This window comes from Pediococcus sp. EKM201D, assembly GCF_011800215.1.
GTDB lineage: Bacteria > Bacillota > Bacilli > Lactobacillales > Lactobacillaceae > Pediococcus > Pediococcus pentosaceus.
This window is the reverse complement of the sequence record NZ_JAALFK010000005.1, coordinates 40820-57029: the sequence shown is the minus strand read 5'-3', so window position 1 is coordinate 57029 and position 16210 is coordinate 40820. Positions and strand designations below refer to the sequence as shown.

The following is a 16210-nucleotide window of genomic DNA, read 5'->3' as shown; positions in this document are numbered from 1 at the left end:
ATGAGTGAATATTACGATTTTAACAAGATGGAATATATTGGTAACCAAAAAGGTCTAAAGGCTGGAGATGGTTTTCACTACTACAACCCAGACGAACTTATCCAAGGCAAGAAGATGAGCGAATGGTTGAAATTCTCCGTTGCTTACTGGCACACCATGGATCAACGCTTGGTTGACCCATTCGGAGATGGTACAGCTCAACGTCCATGGGACAAATTCGAAGATCCGATGGAACAAGCTTTAGCTAAAGTAGATTACATGTTCGAATTTTTGGACAAAATGAACGTTGAATATTTCGCATTCCATGATCGTGATTTAGCTCCAGAAGGCAATACTTTACGTGAAACTAATGCTAATTTAGACAAAGTAGTCGACAAAATTGTTGAAAAGATGCAAGAAACTGGTAAGAAAGTGCTTTGGAACACATCAAGCCTCTTTACTAACCCTCGTTTCGTTGCGGGTGGTGCTACAGCACCTTTTGCTGATATCGTTGCTTACTCAGCTGCTCAAATCAAACATTCTTTGGAAATTGCTAAACGGGTAAATTCCATGAACTATGTTTTCTGGGGTGGTCGTGAAGGTTACGAATCATTACTCAATACTGATATGAAACTTGAACAAGAACACATTGCTAAATTTTTCCACATGGCTAAGGATTATGCTAACGAAATTGGTTACACAGGACAATTCTTGCTTGAACCAAAACCAAAGGAACCAACATCACATCAGTATGATACTGATGCGGCAACAACAATTGCCTTCCTTAAGACCTACGGTCTAGAAAAAGACTTTAAGTTAAATCTTGAAGGTAACCATGCTTATCTTGCAGGCCACACTTACGAACATGAAGTTCGCGTCGCTCGTGACGCTGGCTTACTTGGTTCACTTGATGCCAACATGGGTGACAAGTTGATTGGTTGGGATATTGATGAATTCCCTAATGATATTTATGAAGCAACCCTTGTTATGTATGAGATGCTTAAGAATGGTGGCCTAGCTACAGGTGGTTTAAACTTTGATGCTAAACCAAGACGTCAATCATTCACTATGGAAGACCTCTTCTTAGCTCATACTGCAGGTATGGACACTTATGCTGCTGGATTGAGAGTAGCTGCTAAATTACTTGAAGATCGTGTATTTGATTCAGTAATTGAAGATCGCTACAGCTCATTCAAATCTGGTATCGGTGCTGACTTTGAAAATGATAAGGTAACCTTCAAAGAACTTGAAGATTATGTGATCGATAAGCCTCAATCAGAATTGATTGCCGCAACAAAATCTGGTCACTTAGAACAATTGAAATCAACATTAAATAATTATATTTTTACCGTATTAGGCAAATAAGCGAAAAGGTGGCGAATTGCCACCTTTTTATTTTGAAGAGGTGAATGACATGGAAGTTGTATTAGGAGTGGATTTGGGAACAAGTGCGGTTAAGGTATCGGCTGTCGATCGTGAAGGGAAAATTGTTGCCCAACAAAGTGAAGCTTACAGTTTGAATCAGCCCGAACCAGGTTATAGTGAACAAAATCCGGAGGATTGGGTAACCGGAACAACTGCGGCTATCGACCGGTTGATTAAAGTGGATGGTATCAAACCGGATGAAATTACTGGGATTAGCTATTCTGGACAAATGCATGGACTGGTTCTATTAGATGATCATAATCAAGTTTTACGCCCAGCTATTTTGTGGAATGATACCCGAACAACGGAACAATGCAAAGAAATTCTAGATACAATGGGACAAGATTTTATTGATATCACTCGTAATGTTCCACTAGAAGGATTTACTTTGCCTAAACTTTTATGGGTAAAAGAAAATGAACCAGAACTCTTTAATAATGTATCAGTATTCTTATTGCCCAAGGATTATCTAAGATATCGGATGACCGGGAAAATCGCGATGGAATATTCGGACGCGGCAGGAACCGTAATGTTAGATGAAGAAAACAAAACTTGGAGTACGAAGATTGCGGACGCCTTCGACTTGTCTCAAACAATCTTCCCGCCATTAATTGAATCCATTGGATTCGCTGGTACGATTGGAGATACGTATGCGAAGTTCTCCGGATTGAAGACGACGACTAAGATCTACGGCGGAGCCGCTGATAATGCGGCAGGAGCGATTGGAGCCGGAATCTTAAGTTCTAATCAAGTCCTATCTTCAATTGGAACTTCCGGAGTAGTATTGAAGTATGAAGATAATGCCGATGTCGATTATAAGGGAGCATTACATTTCTTTAACCACGCTATTCCAAATAAATTTTATACGATGGGAGTGACCTTAGCGGCGGGCTACAGTTTGAGTTGGTTTAAGAAGACTTTTAGTGCCGATCAAGATTTCACAGAATTTGTAAACGCCGCAGGCGATTCCACCGTTGGTGCTAATGGTTTGTTATTTACGCCATATATTGTTGGCGAACGGACTCCATACCCTGATGGTGACGCGCGCGGTAGTTTCATTGGAATTGATGGAACCCATAATAAGGCAGACTTTACTCGGGCTGTATTAGAGGGAATTGTCTTCTCGTTCAAAGATATTATGCGAATCTTTGCCGAAAAAGGTAGTAATTTTGATACGGTAGTATCAATCGGAGGAGGCGCTAAGAGTCCACTATGGCTCCAAATTCAAGCCGATGTTTTCAATAAGAAAGTAGTTACGTTGAAAAACGAACAAGGCCCCGGCTTGGGAGCGGCAATGATTGCCGCTGTAGGAGTCGGTTGGTTCGATTCATTGAGCGATTGTGCCCAAAAGTTTGTGTCATATGATCAAGAATATGTGCCTGGTAGTGGTAATGTCGAAAAGTATGAAAAGATGTATCAATTGTATAAACAAGTGTATGGACAAACCGCAGAAATCAGTCATAAATTAATGGAATATAGACGAAATAATCTCTAGAGATTATTTATAGAGGCTTTCTCCAAATTAGTGGAGAAGGCTTTTTTATGTGAAATGAAACATGTTTCATGAAATGACACGTGTTACATAGGTTAGAACCCCGTTGCAAGGCCTTTGGAAACGCTTTATTTATATTTGCAATCAATTTATGATAAGCATGTAAACAAAATAAAGCAAAACGAAAGGGAGTACCAGTTATGAATACAAAAAGAGATTTTATTGACACTAATACATATACACAAGAGGAAATCACATACATGATTAATCTTGGTCTTAAGATAAAAGAATCAATTAAGAATGGTTACTATCCACCACTTCTAAAAAATAAGACACTTGGCATGATTTTTGAACAAAGCTCAACTAGAACTAGAACTTCTGCTGAAGCTGCAATGACAGAATTAGGTGGACATGCCCAATACTTAGCACCAGGACAAATTCAATTAGGTGGGCATGAAACAATTGAAGATACGTCACAAGTTCTCGGACGGATTTTAGATATCATCGGAGCACGTGTTGATCGTCATAAGACAGTAGCTGAAGTTGGTAAATATGCTAAGGTTCCGGTAGTTAACTTTATGAGTGATTATAATCATCCAACTCAAGAATTAGGTGATATTACAACAATGGTTGAACATTTACCAGCAGGTAAAAAACTAAGCGATTGTAAAATTGTTTTTGTCGGTGATGCAACCCAAGTGTGTGTTTCAACGATGTTTATGACAACTAAAATGGGAATGGACTTTGTTCAATTCGGACCAAAAGGGTTCCAAATGAAAGATGATGTAGTTGAAATTGGGAAAGAAAATGCGAAGAAATATGGTGGTAGCGTAACAATTACTGAAGATGCTGATGAAGCAATGAAAGATGCTGATTTTGTCTATGCAGATGTATGGTATGGTCTCTACGATGACGAAATGCCAAAAGAAGAACGCATGAACATTTTCTATCCTAAATATCAAGTTAATGCTGAATTAATGGCTAAAGCTTCAGATCATGTTAAATTTATGCACTGTCTTCCAGCTACACGTGGCGAAGAAGTAACGGATGAAGTACTAGACTCAGATTACTCGATTGTTTGGGATGAAGCAGAAAATAGAAAGACTGCAATGCGGGCAATCTTCGTATATTTACTTAACCCATCACTAAATTATGCTTCAAAAGCGGTCGCAGAAAAATATGATGCAGAATTTGAATTGATGTTAAAAAATGCAGTAGATTCACGTAATAACTAGACCCGTTACATCGTTTTAAACGATGCAGATTGGAGATAAAGATTATGGAAAACGGGAAAAAGAAGTTTAGATTATTTGATGCAGTTTTAATGTCTGTAGTTGTTATTTTAGTCGTTGAGTCAGCAGCTCCGGCCGCAGCGATTGGAACTTCGCAATTCTTTTGGTGGATCTTCCTACTTGTCATGTTTTTCCTACCATATGGATTAATTTCCTCAGAGCTAGGAACAACATATGCTGGAGACGGTGGCTTGTATGATTGGGTAAAAAAAGCTTTTGGTCCTAGATGGGGTGGAAGACTAGCTTGGTTATATTGGATTAATTATCCAATTTGGATGGCAAGCTTAGCGGTGTTATTTGCTCAAGTAGCTGGTACAATTTTAAAATTAAAATTTAATACATTAACATCAATCATTATCCAATTAGTATTTGTTTGGTTTGTAGTGATTGTTGGAAATAAGCCTGCTTCTGAAAGTAAATGGATTATGAATCTGGCAGCATTCGCTAAAATTTTTACAATTTTATCTTTAGCCATTTTGGGTATCTATGTAGCAATGACTAGAGGTGTTGCTAATGATCTTTCACCACACAACTTTTTACCACAAATGAATATTAGTAGCTTAAGTAATTTGTCGATTATTATTTTTAACTTCTTAGGATTTGAAGTGGTTGCGACGATGGCTGATGATATGGATGACCCTAAAAAGCAAATACCAAAGGCCATTATTTACGGCGGCATTTTAATTGCATTCTTCTACCTGCTTTCTGCATTTGGTATGAGTGCTGCAGTGCCAACTGATAAGCTTTCAGCTTCAAGTGGGTTGTTAGATAGTTTCATATTAATGATTGGTAATATGAATTGGTTTGTAGTGATTATCGGAATTTTATTCTTGTACATCTTGGTTTCAGAAATGGTTTCTTGGGCGTTAGGAGTTAATTATGTAGCAGACTACGCTGCTAAAGACCATGTTTTACCAAATATCTTTGGAAAAGAAGATAAAAATAACATGCCGATTGGTACAGGATATATAAATGGTATTGTTGCTACTATTTTAGTAGTATCTGCTCCATTTATTCCTAATCAAGATATTTTCTGGGCATTTTTCTCTTTGAACGTAGTTGCTCTATTATTGTCATATACAATGATGTTCCCAGCTTTTCTTAAATTAAGAAAAACTGACCCTAATCAAGAACGACCTTTTAAAGTGCCTGGTGGAAAAGTAATGATACAGTTAATGACGTGGGTTCCAGAGATATTGCTATTTATTACAATAATTTTTACAATTGTTCCACTTAATACAGGTAAATCAGAAATGGGAACTAAAATACCAATTCTGATTGGTGTAGTTATTACATTAGCAGTTGGCGAAATTTTTGTACGAGTTGCTGAACATCGTGAGAAGAGTTTAAAACAAAAGGAGAATATAAAATGAAAACATTAGACAGTACCCCTAAAAAAGATGGATATAGGATGCCGGGTGAATTTGAAGAACATTCAGGAGCGTATATGCTTTGGCCACAGAGACCAGATAACTGGCGTAATGGTGGTAAGCCTGCACAACAAACGTTTGCTAAAGTTGCTGAAGCAATTTCAAAATTTGAACATGTTACGGTTGGAGTCAATGATGATCAATATGCTAATGCGCGAAACATGTTATCTGATGATGTAGAAGTTATTGAAATTTCTAATGATGATTCATGGATTCGAGACTGTGGAGCTACCTTTGTCAAAAATGACCAAGGAGATCTTAGAGCAGTCGATTGGACATTTAATGCATGGGGTGGATTAGTCGATGGACTATATTTCCCTTGGGACAAGGATGATCGTGTAGCACAAAAAATGGCTGAATTAGAAGGGACAGATCGTTATCGTCTAGATGATTTTGTGCTCGAAGGAGGCTCGATTCATGTTGATGGCGAAGGTACATTGATTACTACGGAAGAATGCTTATTATCAGAAGGACGTAATCCTCAATTATCTAGAGAACAAATAGAGGAAGTTTTAAAAGAACACCTAAACCTCGAAAAGATTATCTGGCTTAAGAAAGGAATTTACTTAGATGAAACTAATGGACATGTAGATAATATTGCTAACTTTGTAAAACCGGGCGTTGTAGCATTAGCTTGGACAGACGATGAAAATGATCCTCAATATAAAATTTCAAAAGAAAATCTGGAAATTTTAGAGAATGCAACAGATGCAAAAGGCCGTAAATTAAAAGTCGTTAAAATGTACGTGCCTAAACCAGTACTGATTACTAAGGCAGAAAGTGAAGGTGTGGACGCAGTAGATGGTACCTTGCCACGAACTGAAGGTGAGAGACTAGCAGCTAGTTATATTAATTACTACACTGCTAATGGCGGAATTGTATTTCCACTATTCAACGATCCAATGGATGAAAAAGCGAAAGCAACACTTAAAGAGCTCTATCCAGATCGTGAAGTTATTGGAGTCCCAGCTCGTGAAATTTTATTAGGTGGAGGAAATATTCACTGCATTACGCAACAAGTTCCAAAGAAATAACTAACAATACAATAATAAAGGCTGGAAGCAGACCTTCCAGTTTTTTTGTTCTCAAAAATTGAACTGGAGGTATAGATTATGGATAAAAAAAGAGTGGTTGTAGCTTTAGGTGGTAATGCTATCTTATCAAAAGACGCTTCTGCTGAAGCTCAACAGGCAGCTTTACGTGATACATCAAAATATTTGGTTGAATTTGTAAAAAAAGGTAATGAATTAATTATTTCGCACGGAAATGGTCCTCAAGTAGGGAATTTACTTTTACAACAAACAGCAGGAAGTACTAAAGACAATCCTGCAATGCCGTTAGATACAGATGTTTCTATGACTCAAGGTAGTATAGGATATTGGTTACAAAATGCGATGGGAACAGAATTAAAAAAAGCTGGAATCGATAAGCCTGTTGCAACTGTCGTTACTCAGGTAGTGGTTGATGAAGCAGATGAAGCTTTTAAAAATCCTACTAAACCAATTGGACCGTTTTATGATGAAAAAGGTATGCAACAGCAAAAATTAGAGCATCCTGAATATGAGTTTGTAGAGGATGCTGGAAGAGGCTTTAGAAGAGTAGTGCCCTCTCCGAAACCAATTGATGTGGTAGAATCAGATGTTGTAGAAATCATGGTTAAAAATAAAATAATTCCAATATCAGTTGGTGGTGGCGGCGTTCCTGTTATAAAAACAACTAATAGTTTAGTGGGAAAAGAAGCGGTTATTGATAAAGATTTTGCGTCAGAAAAATTAGCTGAAAAGGTTAATGCAGATATGTTGGTTATTTTAACTGCTGTTGATAACGTGTATATAAACTTTAATAAACCCAATCAAAAGAAGTTAGAGAAAATTAATATCGCAGAATTGAAAACATACATTAAAGTTGGACAATTTGCCAAAGGAAGTATGTTACCAAAAGTTGAAGCAGCAATTGACTTTGTCCAGAACACTAAAAATGGGAGCGCTATAATTACCTCGTTACAGAATGTTGGTAAATTTTTAGAGGATGGATCAGGTACAATTATTGTAAAATAATTATCCAAAATTAAGGGGGATTTAGGAGAATGAAACTAATGTCAACTCCTAGAAAAGATGGTTTTCGATTACCCGCAGAATTTGAATTCCAGAACGAGGGGTTCATGATATGGCCACAAAGACCGGATAATTGGCGTAATGGTGGGAAAACTGTACAAAAGGAATTTGTTAAATTAATAACCCTCTTAGCTAAATACCAACCGATGACCATGTTAGTCAATGAGAGTCAGTATAAGAACGCCAGGGCTAGTTTACCAAGCAACATTCGTGTCCTTGAAATGAGTTCAAATGATGCATTTATTAGAGATACGGGTCCGCTGTACTTAAAAAATAAGCAGGGTGAAATTAGATGTATGAAGTTTAATTTTAATGCTTGGGGTGGTCTATTAGATGGGTTGTATTTCCCTTGGGATAAAGATAATGAAGTTGCCTCTAAACTTGCTGATTTGTATCACCAAGATTTTTACCAAGATGATTTTACCTTGGAAGGATGCTCTATTTTAACAGACGGAGAGGGTACACTGATTACTACTGAAGAGGTAGTACTTTCGGAGGGAAGAAATAAAGGAATTAACAAGCAAATTGCAGAAGAAAAATTCAAAGAGTTTTTAGGGATTGAAAAGGTGATTTGGCTACCCGAAGGATTTTTTATGGATGAAGCAGGAGGGGATATTGACAATATTTTAAATTTTGTCAAACCGGGTGAAATAGTTTTATCTTGGACAGAAGATCAGTCAGATCCGCAATATCAAATTAGTAAGAATGCTTTAGAAATTTTATCAAGTGTAACTGATGCTAAGGGTAGAAAGTTAATTATCCATAAGTTAGATTTACCTCAAAATAAAGTTGAACTTTCTAAGGATCAAGCATATGGTGTTGATCCAATAAACGGAATGTTACCTCGAGTTGAAGGACAACGCTTGACGGCAACTTATGTTAATTACATTACTTTAAATAAAGTAATTATTGTTCCGGAATTCGGAGATTTCAACGACAAGATTGCTCAAAAACAGTTGGCAAGCTATTATCCAGACCGCAAAGTAATTGGTTTTGCAGCCAATGAAATTTTAACTGGTGGCGGGGGATTGCATACGATTGTACTTACTATGCCAGGACGTTGATGGAGGTAGTTTATGAATTTCTTCGATATTGTAGAGCCCCATCTTAAAATGTTAACTAAAAATGAACAGGTTTTATTTGATTATGTTGTATCAAATATGAATAAAATTAAAAATCAAAGTATCCGTGAAGTGGCAGGAGAAACGTATGTATCGACAGCGACCTTTCTAAGATTCGTGAAGAAGATAGGTTTTGCCGGATTCAGTGAATTTACAACGGTTATTAAATATACAGTATTAAATGAGAATACTAAAAAGACCGAACCCACACCTTTTGAAGTTTCACAAACTGATTATCGTGAAGAGTATTTAAAAAATATTATAGAGTCTGTGCGGGTTATCCCAATAAAGAAACTACATGAAATAACTAAAAAGCTTTCAGATCATCCTACGATTTATTTATTTTCAAAGGGAGTTAGTAAGTATGCTGCGGAGTATGTCTACTATATTTATACGATGGCTGGATTCAATGTTAAGTACCCAAGAGATTATGATTTTAGACAGATTGCTAGTAAACAGGTTAAACCGAATGATTTGGTTTTTATTCTAACGTATAATGGGAAAAATTTAGAATTTGTTGAAATGATTAAGAACTAGGGGAACCTTGAAGAAAAACCGTTTCTAATTTCAATAACCGAACCTGATAATAATACTATTCAAAATTTAAGTGACATTAATTTATACATTTTCTCAGATAGTATTAAGGTTAATAATACAGAAATAAGTTCACGGGTCTCTACAATTTCTCTGATGGAATTGGTATTGTATCAGTATATTGAAGATTACGGTGGTAGAGATTTTAATTTTATAAAAAGATAGAACTAGAGTTTATTTTTAATATCGTATTTTGTTACCAGAAGTTTTTTACTTAACTTCTGGTTTTTATTTTAATCATTTAAAATAATTCAAGCATTGCTCCGACACAAAAACTATATTAAACTGACAGTGTTTATGTTAGCGTTTTCAAAAGCGATGAAGGAGTTAGTGTCGATGATTAAAGAACGTGTTATGGAGTTACTGCAAGATGAAACGGCCAATAAAGATTGGCAAAATAATGGAGTATCTGCAGAAAGTTTATGTCAACATTTTAGTGTGCGCCGAAATACGATTAGTGCTTATTTAAATGAGCTTTGCAAAGAGGGACAAGCAATTAAAATTAATTCACGTCCAGTTTTATTCTGGGATAGAAAACAACTAGAAGAGCGCTATGAAATAAAATTAACCGACCATGAGTATGCAAGTTTAAAAGACCTAACTGCACAATTAGAAAATCCTAAAAAGATAAGTCCTTTTGACGTAGTTATCGGCTCTCAAGGGTCACTTTATACGCCAATCGAAAGGTTAAAGGCAGCGGCAGGTTATCCTGGAACTGGATTGCCAGTATTAATTACGGGTTCTACTGGTACTGGTAAATCTTTTTTAGCTAAAGTTTTTTATCAATATTGTGTTGATAAAGGCTTTCTCGCAGAAGGTTCTAATTTCGTTCACCTGAATTGTGCTGAGTATGCCGATAATCCGGAACTACTTGCCAGCAATTTATTTGGCTATCGTAAGGGAGCATTTACTGGAGCTAGTGAAGATAGTAAAGGATTATTTGATGAGGCAGATGGTGGGATGCTGTTTTTGGATGAAATCCATCGCTTAGATGCTAAGGGACAAGAAAAATTATTTAATTATCTGGATAATGGAAAGATTACACCTTTAGGAGAGACAAAGAAGGCCCATTCTGTAAAAGTACGCTTAGTTTTTGCAACAACTGAAGATGTCCAAAGTCACTTCTTAGATACTTTTATTCGTCGAATACCGATTCAAGTTGAAATTCCTGAATTGAACGATCGTCCGCGACAGGAACGTGAAAATTTGGTAAAGTCCTTTTATTTAACCCAAGCACAAAGAATAGAGAGAAATATTCAGGTTAATACCTCTGTTTTAAATATATTAAGCTCAGGAAGTTATTTAGGAAATGTTGGACAACTTAAAAATACGGTTTTAATTTCAGTTGCTAACAGTTTACAAAGATCTGAAAAAGAAAACGTAATTGATATCTTGCTTTCTGACGTTCCTAAGACAGTAATTGATCAAAATATTAAAAATTCAAAATTGCTTTCTTTCAGTGACCAATTTGTAAGTGTACTACCTCAAATGGCGATTGATGATTTAATTTCGCAGTCACAAGCATATACGGATGAGATCAAGAGAGCAATTTTAAAAATTATTAAGCAGTATGGTCAAAAACATAATCGTATGACGTTTGTTAATAATGCAATTGATGAGATTAATCAATTATGTGACTACTTAATTTTTAAAAAAGATTCTGATGGAAATGATGTATCGATTGAATTTTTAAAAAAGATTTTTTCAGATCGTATTGTCAATATTGAAAGCAATCAGGATATTAAATTTATGGGAAATGCGGCGCTAGTTTTGTCATATTATTTTTATAATCGTGAACGTTCTAATTGGCATCTTAAAAATTCCGAAGAACAAATACTTGTTCAAATTATAGACTCATTTCGAAAAGAGGATTTAGAATTAGAAAATATTATTAACGATATGAAATTAATTACAAATAAAGCAATGAATTTTTATATGGATACTGTAGATGAATTGTTCGTACATTTGTACCTTCGTAGTGTAAGGAAAGCAGTCAATGCTCAAAATATTAGATGTATTATTCTGTCACATGGATATTCGACAGCTAGTAGTATTGCCAGCGTGATTAATAATATGCTAGGTGAGCATGTGTTAGATGCAATTGATATGCCGTTAGATATTGATGTTCAAGAAATAGGCAATAAGATAAATAGCTACATAAAGAATCGGTCGATTAATAATGGTTTAATTTTAATGGTAGATATGGGGTCACTTGAGGGGATTCAAGAGTTTATTAATAATGAAGTTGATTTTCCAATAGGGATTGTGAATAATGTTTCGACACAATCTGCATTGTTGGTAGCTGATGATATTCGGCAATGCAAAGATATCAATAAAATTATGGACGATATTCGAAGTAAAATTATTCCAAGTACCCAAGTGATTTATCCTAAAGAAATAAAAAAGAATTTAATTATAACTTGTTGTTTTACGGGGATTGGAACAGCTAATAATGTGAAAAATCTTTTATTAGATAGTATGCCGGAGGAAGTAGATTGTGATATTCAAGCTTTTGAAATAGAACGTTTGAAAGACGAAGAGCAGATTGCTATTTTTAACAAGTTATACAATATTTTAGCTGTAGTGGGAACAATTGATCCAGGGTTACCTAAAGCTCCATATATTTCTTTAGAAAGTGTTATTTCTGGAAATGAAATAGATAAATTTAATGATGCATTACAAGCATGTATGACAGATGAACAAATACTAAGTTTTAATGACCAATTAATTCATAATTTTTCATTAGAGAGGGTAATTAATTCGATAACTATTTTGGATGCTCATTTGGTGATGGATAATATTGATCGAGCCATCAAATCATATAGTGATTTAAGTGAGCAAATAATTGGAAATGTAACAAGAATGTCGTTATACGTGCACATTAGTTGTTTGATTGAAAGATTGATTAGAAATGAACCAATTACAACTTATGATTTATCTGTGATTGGCGACACTAATGCAAAACAAACTTTTAAATGGATAAAAGAAGCTTTTAGTGTGATTGAAAAGATTTATAGTGTCGAAATACCAGAGTCTGAGTATGGATATATTTTTGATATTATCCGTGCTAATGCTTGATAGTACACAGTTTTAATAGTTTTAAAGAAGCGTGCCTGTTTTTTTGGCACGCTTTTTGCTTTATATAGGTGTAAGGAAAAGTAAGGGAGTGAACGACATTGAAAATAATTTTGGCAAGTCATGGAGAATTGGCCAAAGGTATGAAAAATACATTAAATATGATTGTAGGTGATCAAGCAAACATTAAAGCTTATTCTGCGTATGATGAGGAAAATATTGATTTTGTTTCAGATATAAATAAAGAAATTCAAAATAGAAATGATGAGGAATTGATAATTGTAACTGATGTGATGGGTGGATCAGTTAATAATGCAATGACTGAATTGGTACTTAAAAATCCAGATGTATTTCTTGTTACAGGTATGAATTTACCGTTTGTTTTATCTTTAGCAACTTATTGTGGTCGCGTTGATTTTGAAGCTATTAATAATTTGGTTATAGAGGGAAGAAAGGGTTTGATTAATGTCAACGAGGTAATTCAGACAATTAAGGAGGAATAAAAATGATTAAAGTAGTTCGAATTGATCACCGCTTATTACATGGACAAGTAATATTCGCTTGGACAAAATCGCAAGGGATTGAACGTATCATTGTGATTGATAATGACGCTGCAGGAGATGACTTTAAAAAAATGTCTCTTAAATTATCTAAACCGGCAGATATTAAATTAAGCGTCTTTAGCGTAACTCAAGCAAAAGAGAGAATGGAAAAAATTAATAAACTAAAAAGCAATACTATGGTAATTTTCGGTGACGTTTTACAAGCTGGTGAAATTATTCCTGATTTAAATGGAATAACGGAAGTCAATTATGGAGGAGTAAAAAACCGTCCAGATACTAAAAGCTACAGTAATGCGGTGTTTCTGAATGATGAAGAAGTAAGAAGTAGTCAAAGATTAAAAGAACAAGGCATTACATTATTTATGCAACAAGTTCCTACCTCTAAAAGAGAAAGTCTAGACGCATTGATTTAGTTTTAATAAGGAGGTTAGATGAATGCTAACAAAAGCGATATTACTAGGGATAATAAGTGTTTTTGGTGTTATGGATTCTCGAATGTTAGGTCGTACAAATTTTGAGCAGCCATTAGTAATGGGAGCACTTGTAGGAATAGCCCTAGGAGACTTAACTAAAGGATTAATTGTTGGAGCATCTTTAGAATTAATATTTATGGGTATCGTAAATATTGGCGCAGCCGCACCACCAGATTTGGTTTTAGGATCAGTTATGGCCACTGCTTTTGCAATTTTATCACATACAAATGCACAAACAGCTTTAACAATTGCTCTACCAGTTGCTATTTTAGGACAAATGGTGGGAATTCTTTTAAGGATGTTTATGTCGACATTTGTTCATAGAGCTGAGAGTGATATTGAAAATGGTGATTTTGCTAAAGCGAGAAGATTTCATATTTTATGGGGACCAATTTTATATTCATTAATGTACTTTGTTCCAGTATTTATAGCAATTTATTTTGGTGCAGATGTTGTAAAAGATATTGTTCAGTCTATTCCCTCATGGCTTACTGATGGACTAAACCTAGCAAGTAAGATTCTTCCTGCATATGGATTTGCATTGTTAATGCAAACGATGGTTTCTAAGAAAACTGTGGTTTATCTACTGATTGGATTCTTTATCACAGCTTATGGAGGATTATCAGTTACAGGTGTGGCAATTTTTGCAGGGCTGTTAGTACTCGTATTGAATGAAATTTTACCCAAAAATAATGTAGTAGAAGCATCAAGTGATGATGAGTTGGATGATGATTTAGAAGAACTTTAGGAGGTGAGTTGATAATGGCTGAAAATTTAGAATTAACAAAGCAAGAACAGCGAAAAAAATATTGGTCATTTTTCTGGAGATCGTATGCAATTCAAGCATCGTGGAACTACGAAGGACAAATGAATCTAGGATTTTTGTATGGAATAGCCCCGACTCTTGATCGTTTGTACGATGTAAATAATGAAGAAGAGTTACGAAAGAAAAAAGAGGCGTATAAACGTCATCTGGCATTTTACAATTGTACTCCTCAGACTAGTGCATTTGTGTTGGGATTAAGCTCTTCAATGGAAGAAGAATATGCAAAGAACCCAACGACGTTTAATCCAGATTCTATTAATGCTGTTAAAGCATCTCTGATGGGTCCATTGTCTGGAGTTGGAGATTCATTTTTTCAAGGAACAATAAAGGTACTTGCTTTTGGATTAGGAGTCAATTTTGCTCGACAAGGTAGTATTCTAGGACCATTATTAGCAATTTTAATTTCATTTATTCCAGCGGCTTTAGTCACATATTACGGTGGAAAATTAGGATATACGACCGGAAATAGCTTCTTAAAGAAACTGACAAGTCAAGGAATTATGGATCGGGCAATGTATTTAGTAACAATTGTAGGGTTAATGGTAATTGGTTCAATGATAGCTAGCATGATTGGTATTACTACACCTATCCATATGGGAAAAACTTTCAATTTACAAAAAACATTGGATACTATTTTCCCTCAAATGATACCACTTCTTGTGACTTTCTTTATGTATTACCTTCTTCATAGAAAAGTGAAGACTGGTTGGATTTTAACAATTTGTATATTGAGCGGATTGTTATTTAGTGTGCTAGGTATTTTTGCTTAAAATATTGGTATTAAAAATTAAAAAAATATTTATCTGGAGGAATTTTATTATGAACATTACACCAAAGTCAATTATTGGAGATATTAAGAAAAAGAACGGCAATATCAATCGAGTGATTTTTACAGGATGTGGTGCATCGATGGCTGACTTATACCCTGGTTATTATTTTATTTCACATGAAAGTAAGCATCTTTTATCATCAATTATGCAAGCTAACGAATTTAACTACGACACTCCTAAAGATGTAAATGAAAATACAATTGTTATTACAGCTTCACTAGGTGGAAGTACACCTGAATCAGTTGAAGCGACAAAACATGCTCGTGAACTAGGTGCTCATGTTGTAACATTATCCCATGTACCCAATTCAGCCATTATTAATGAGGCGGAATATAGCTTAGTTCATGGTTTTGAAGAAGATTACGCACATAAAACCGAAAAAATGACACTTGCACTACAACTAGCAATCGAAATTGTAAATCAATTTGAAGGATATGATTACTATGCAGATGCGCAAAAAGCATTTGAGGGATTATTTAATTTAATTAATCAAGAAGCTAATATGGTAGCTCCAGCCGCAGAAGAATTTGTTACTAAGTACAAAGATGAAAATACGATTTATGTTCTAGGTAGTGGTGCAAGTGCTGATGTTGCATATTCAACAGCGTCCTTCTTGTTCATGGAAATGCAATGGATTAGTTCACCAACTATTCATTCAGGTGAGTTCTTCCATGGCCCATTTGAATTAGCACTCAAAGACACGCCATATCTTTTGTTCATGAGCGATGGTAATACACGTCATTTAGATGCACGTGCAATGGCATTCTTACAACGTTTTGATACTAAGCTAACGGTTATTGATGCTAAAGATCATGGACTTGCATCAATTGCTTCTAGCAATGTTATTGACTACTTCAATCCTATGTTAATTACAGGTGTAATGCGGGTATACGCTGAAAAACTGGCTGAAGCTCGTCAGCATCCACTAACACAGCGTCGTTACATGTGGAAACTAGAAAACTACTAAAAAGTAAAATTTTGATGATAGAGCATTGT

At 35.2% G+C, this 16210-nt stretch carries 13 protein-coding genes and 1 pseudogene; all 14 read left to right on the top strand.

Going from position 1 to position 16210, the window contains the following annotated elements; all coding sequences use genetic code 11:
- Complete coding sequence (xylA, locus tag HFC68_RS07750) at positions 1 to 1344, top strand: xylose isomerase (protein ID WP_002834438.1); 1344 nt, start codon at positions 1 to 3, stop codon at positions 1342 to 1344.
- A 49-nt stretch (positions 1345 to 1393) separates the two neighbouring features.
- Positions 1394 to 2899 carry a xylulokinase gene (gene xylB / locus HFC68_RS07745; RefSeq protein ID WP_011672909.1) on the top strand — a complete coding sequence of 502 codons (1506 nt, stop codon included), beginning with the start codon at positions 1394 to 1396 and terminating at the stop codon, positions 2897 to 2899.
- Between the two features lie 197 nt (positions 2900 to 3096).
- Positions 3097 to 4131 carry a putrescine carbamoyltransferase gene (gene ptcA, locus HFC68_RS07740; protein WP_167399763.1) on the top strand — a complete coding sequence of 345 codons (1035 nt, stop codon included), beginning with the start codon at positions 3097 to 3099 and terminating at the stop codon, positions 4129 to 4131.
- A gap of 44 nt (positions 4132 to 4175) precedes the next feature.
- Entirely contained in the window at positions 4176 to 5561 is a 1386-nt protein-coding gene (locus tag HFC68_RS07735) for an APC family permease (RefSeq protein ID WP_011672911.1), read from the top strand.
- Positions 5558 to 6652 (top strand): agmatine deiminase, encoded by a 1095-nt coding sequence (gene aguA / locus HFC68_RS07730; RefSeq protein ID WP_011672912.1) that lies wholly within the window; start codon positions 5558 to 5560, stop codon positions 6650 to 6652. The genes HFC68_RS07735 and aguA (HFC68_RS07730) overlap by 4 nt, the downstream gene beginning before the upstream one ends.
- 78 nt (positions 6653 to 6730) lie before the next feature.
- Positions 6731 to 7675, top strand: a complete 945-nt coding sequence (gene arcC / locus HFC68_RS07725) for a carbamate kinase (RefSeq protein ID WP_011672913.1) — start codon at positions 6731 to 6733, stop codon at positions 7673 to 7675.
- Between the two features lie 29 nt (positions 7676 to 7704).
- Positions 7705 to 8796, top strand: a complete 1092-nt coding sequence (gene aguA, locus HFC68_RS07720) for an agmatine deiminase (RefSeq protein ID WP_011672914.1) — start codon at positions 7705 to 7707, stop codon at positions 8794 to 8796.
- A 12-nt stretch (positions 8797 to 8808) separates the two neighbouring features.
- Positions 8809 to 9612: pseudogene (locus HFC68_RS07715) on the top strand (MurR/RpiR family transcriptional regulator).
- A 171-nt stretch (positions 9613 to 9783) separates the two neighbouring features.
- Complete coding sequence (locus tag HFC68_RS07710) at positions 9784 to 12525, top strand: sigma 54-interacting transcriptional regulator (protein WP_011672916.1); 2742 nt, start codon at positions 9784 to 9786, stop codon at positions 12523 to 12525.
- A gap of 98 nt (positions 12526 to 12623) precedes the next feature.
- Entirely contained in the window at positions 12624 to 13025 is a 402-nt protein-coding gene (locus tag HFC68_RS07705) for a PTS sugar transporter subunit IIA (RefSeq protein WP_023439887.1), read from the top strand.
- Positions 13026 to 13027: 2 nt separating this feature from the next.
- Positions 13028 to 13498, top strand: coding sequence for a PTS sugar transporter subunit IIB (locus tag HFC68_RS07700; protein ID WP_167399762.1), 471 nt, complete (start codon positions 13028 to 13030; stop codon positions 13496 to 13498).
- Between the two features lie 22 nt (positions 13499 to 13520).
- Positions 13521 to 14306: a PTS sugar transporter subunit IIC gene (locus HFC68_RS07695; protein ID WP_060743803.1), complete on the top strand. Its 786-nt coding sequence runs from the start codon at positions 13521 to 13523 to the stop codon at positions 14304 to 14306.
- Between the two features lie 14 nt (positions 14307 to 14320).
- Complete coding sequence (locus tag HFC68_RS07690; protein WP_011672918.1) at positions 14321 to 15154, top strand: PTS system mannose/fructose/sorbose family transporter subunit IID; 834 nt, start codon at positions 14321 to 14323, stop codon at positions 15152 to 15154.
- Between the two features lie 49 nt (positions 15155 to 15203).
- The gene (locus HFC68_RS07685) at positions 15204 to 16181 is read left to right on the top strand and encodes an SIS domain-containing protein (RefSeq protein ID WP_041526949.1); all 978 of its coding nucleotides are present in this window, start codon (positions 15204 to 15206) and stop codon (positions 16179 to 16181) included.
- The last annotated feature ends 29 nt before the right edge of the window (positions 16182 to 16210 follow it).

Excerpts from the sequence above, each read along its gene's own strand:
- HFC68_RS07700 (WP_167399762.1), top strand. The coding sequence starts at position 13,028 with ATGATTAAAGTAGTTCGAATTGATCACCGCTTATTACATGGACAAGTA.
- xylB (WP_011672909.1), top strand. The coding sequence starts at position 1,394 with ATGGAAGTTGTATTAGGAGTGGATTTGGGAACAAGTGCGGTTAAGGTA.
- aguA (WP_011672912.1), top strand. The coding sequence starts at position 5,558 with ATGAAAACATTAGACAGTACCCCTAAAAAAGATGGATATAGGATGCCG.
- xylA (WP_002834438.1), top strand. The coding sequence starts at position 1 with ATGAGTGAATATTACGATTTTAACAAGATGGAATATATTGGTAACCAA.
- HFC68_RS07685 (WP_041526949.1), top strand. The coding sequence starts at position 15,204 with ATGAACATTACACCAAAGTCAATTATTGGAGATATTAAGAAAAAGAAC.
- HFC68_RS07735 (WP_011672911.1), top strand. The coding sequence starts at position 4,176 with ATGGAAAACGGGAAAAAGAAGTTTAGATTATTTGATGCAGTTTTAATG.
- arcC (WP_011672913.1), top strand. The coding sequence starts at position 6,731 with ATGGATAAAAAAAGAGTGGTTGTAGCTTTAGGTGGTAATGCTATCTTA.
- HFC68_RS07695 (WP_060743803.1), top strand. The coding sequence starts at position 13,521 with ATGCTAACAAAAGCGATATTACTAGGGATAATAAGTGTTTTTGGTGTT.
- aguA (WP_011672914.1), top strand. The coding sequence starts at position 7,705 with ATGAAACTAATGTCAACTCCTAGAAAAGATGGTTTTCGATTACCCGCA.
- HFC68_RS07710 (WP_011672916.1), top strand. The coding sequence starts at position 9,784 with ATGATTAAAGAACGTGTTATGGAGTTACTGCAAGATGAAACGGCCAAT.
- HFC68_RS07690 (WP_011672918.1), top strand. The coding sequence starts at position 14,321 with ATGGCTGAAAATTTAGAATTAACAAAGCAAGAACAGCGAAAAAAATAT.
- ptcA (WP_167399763.1), top strand. The coding sequence starts at position 3,097 with ATGAATACAAAAAGAGATTTTATTGACACTAATACATATACACAAGAG.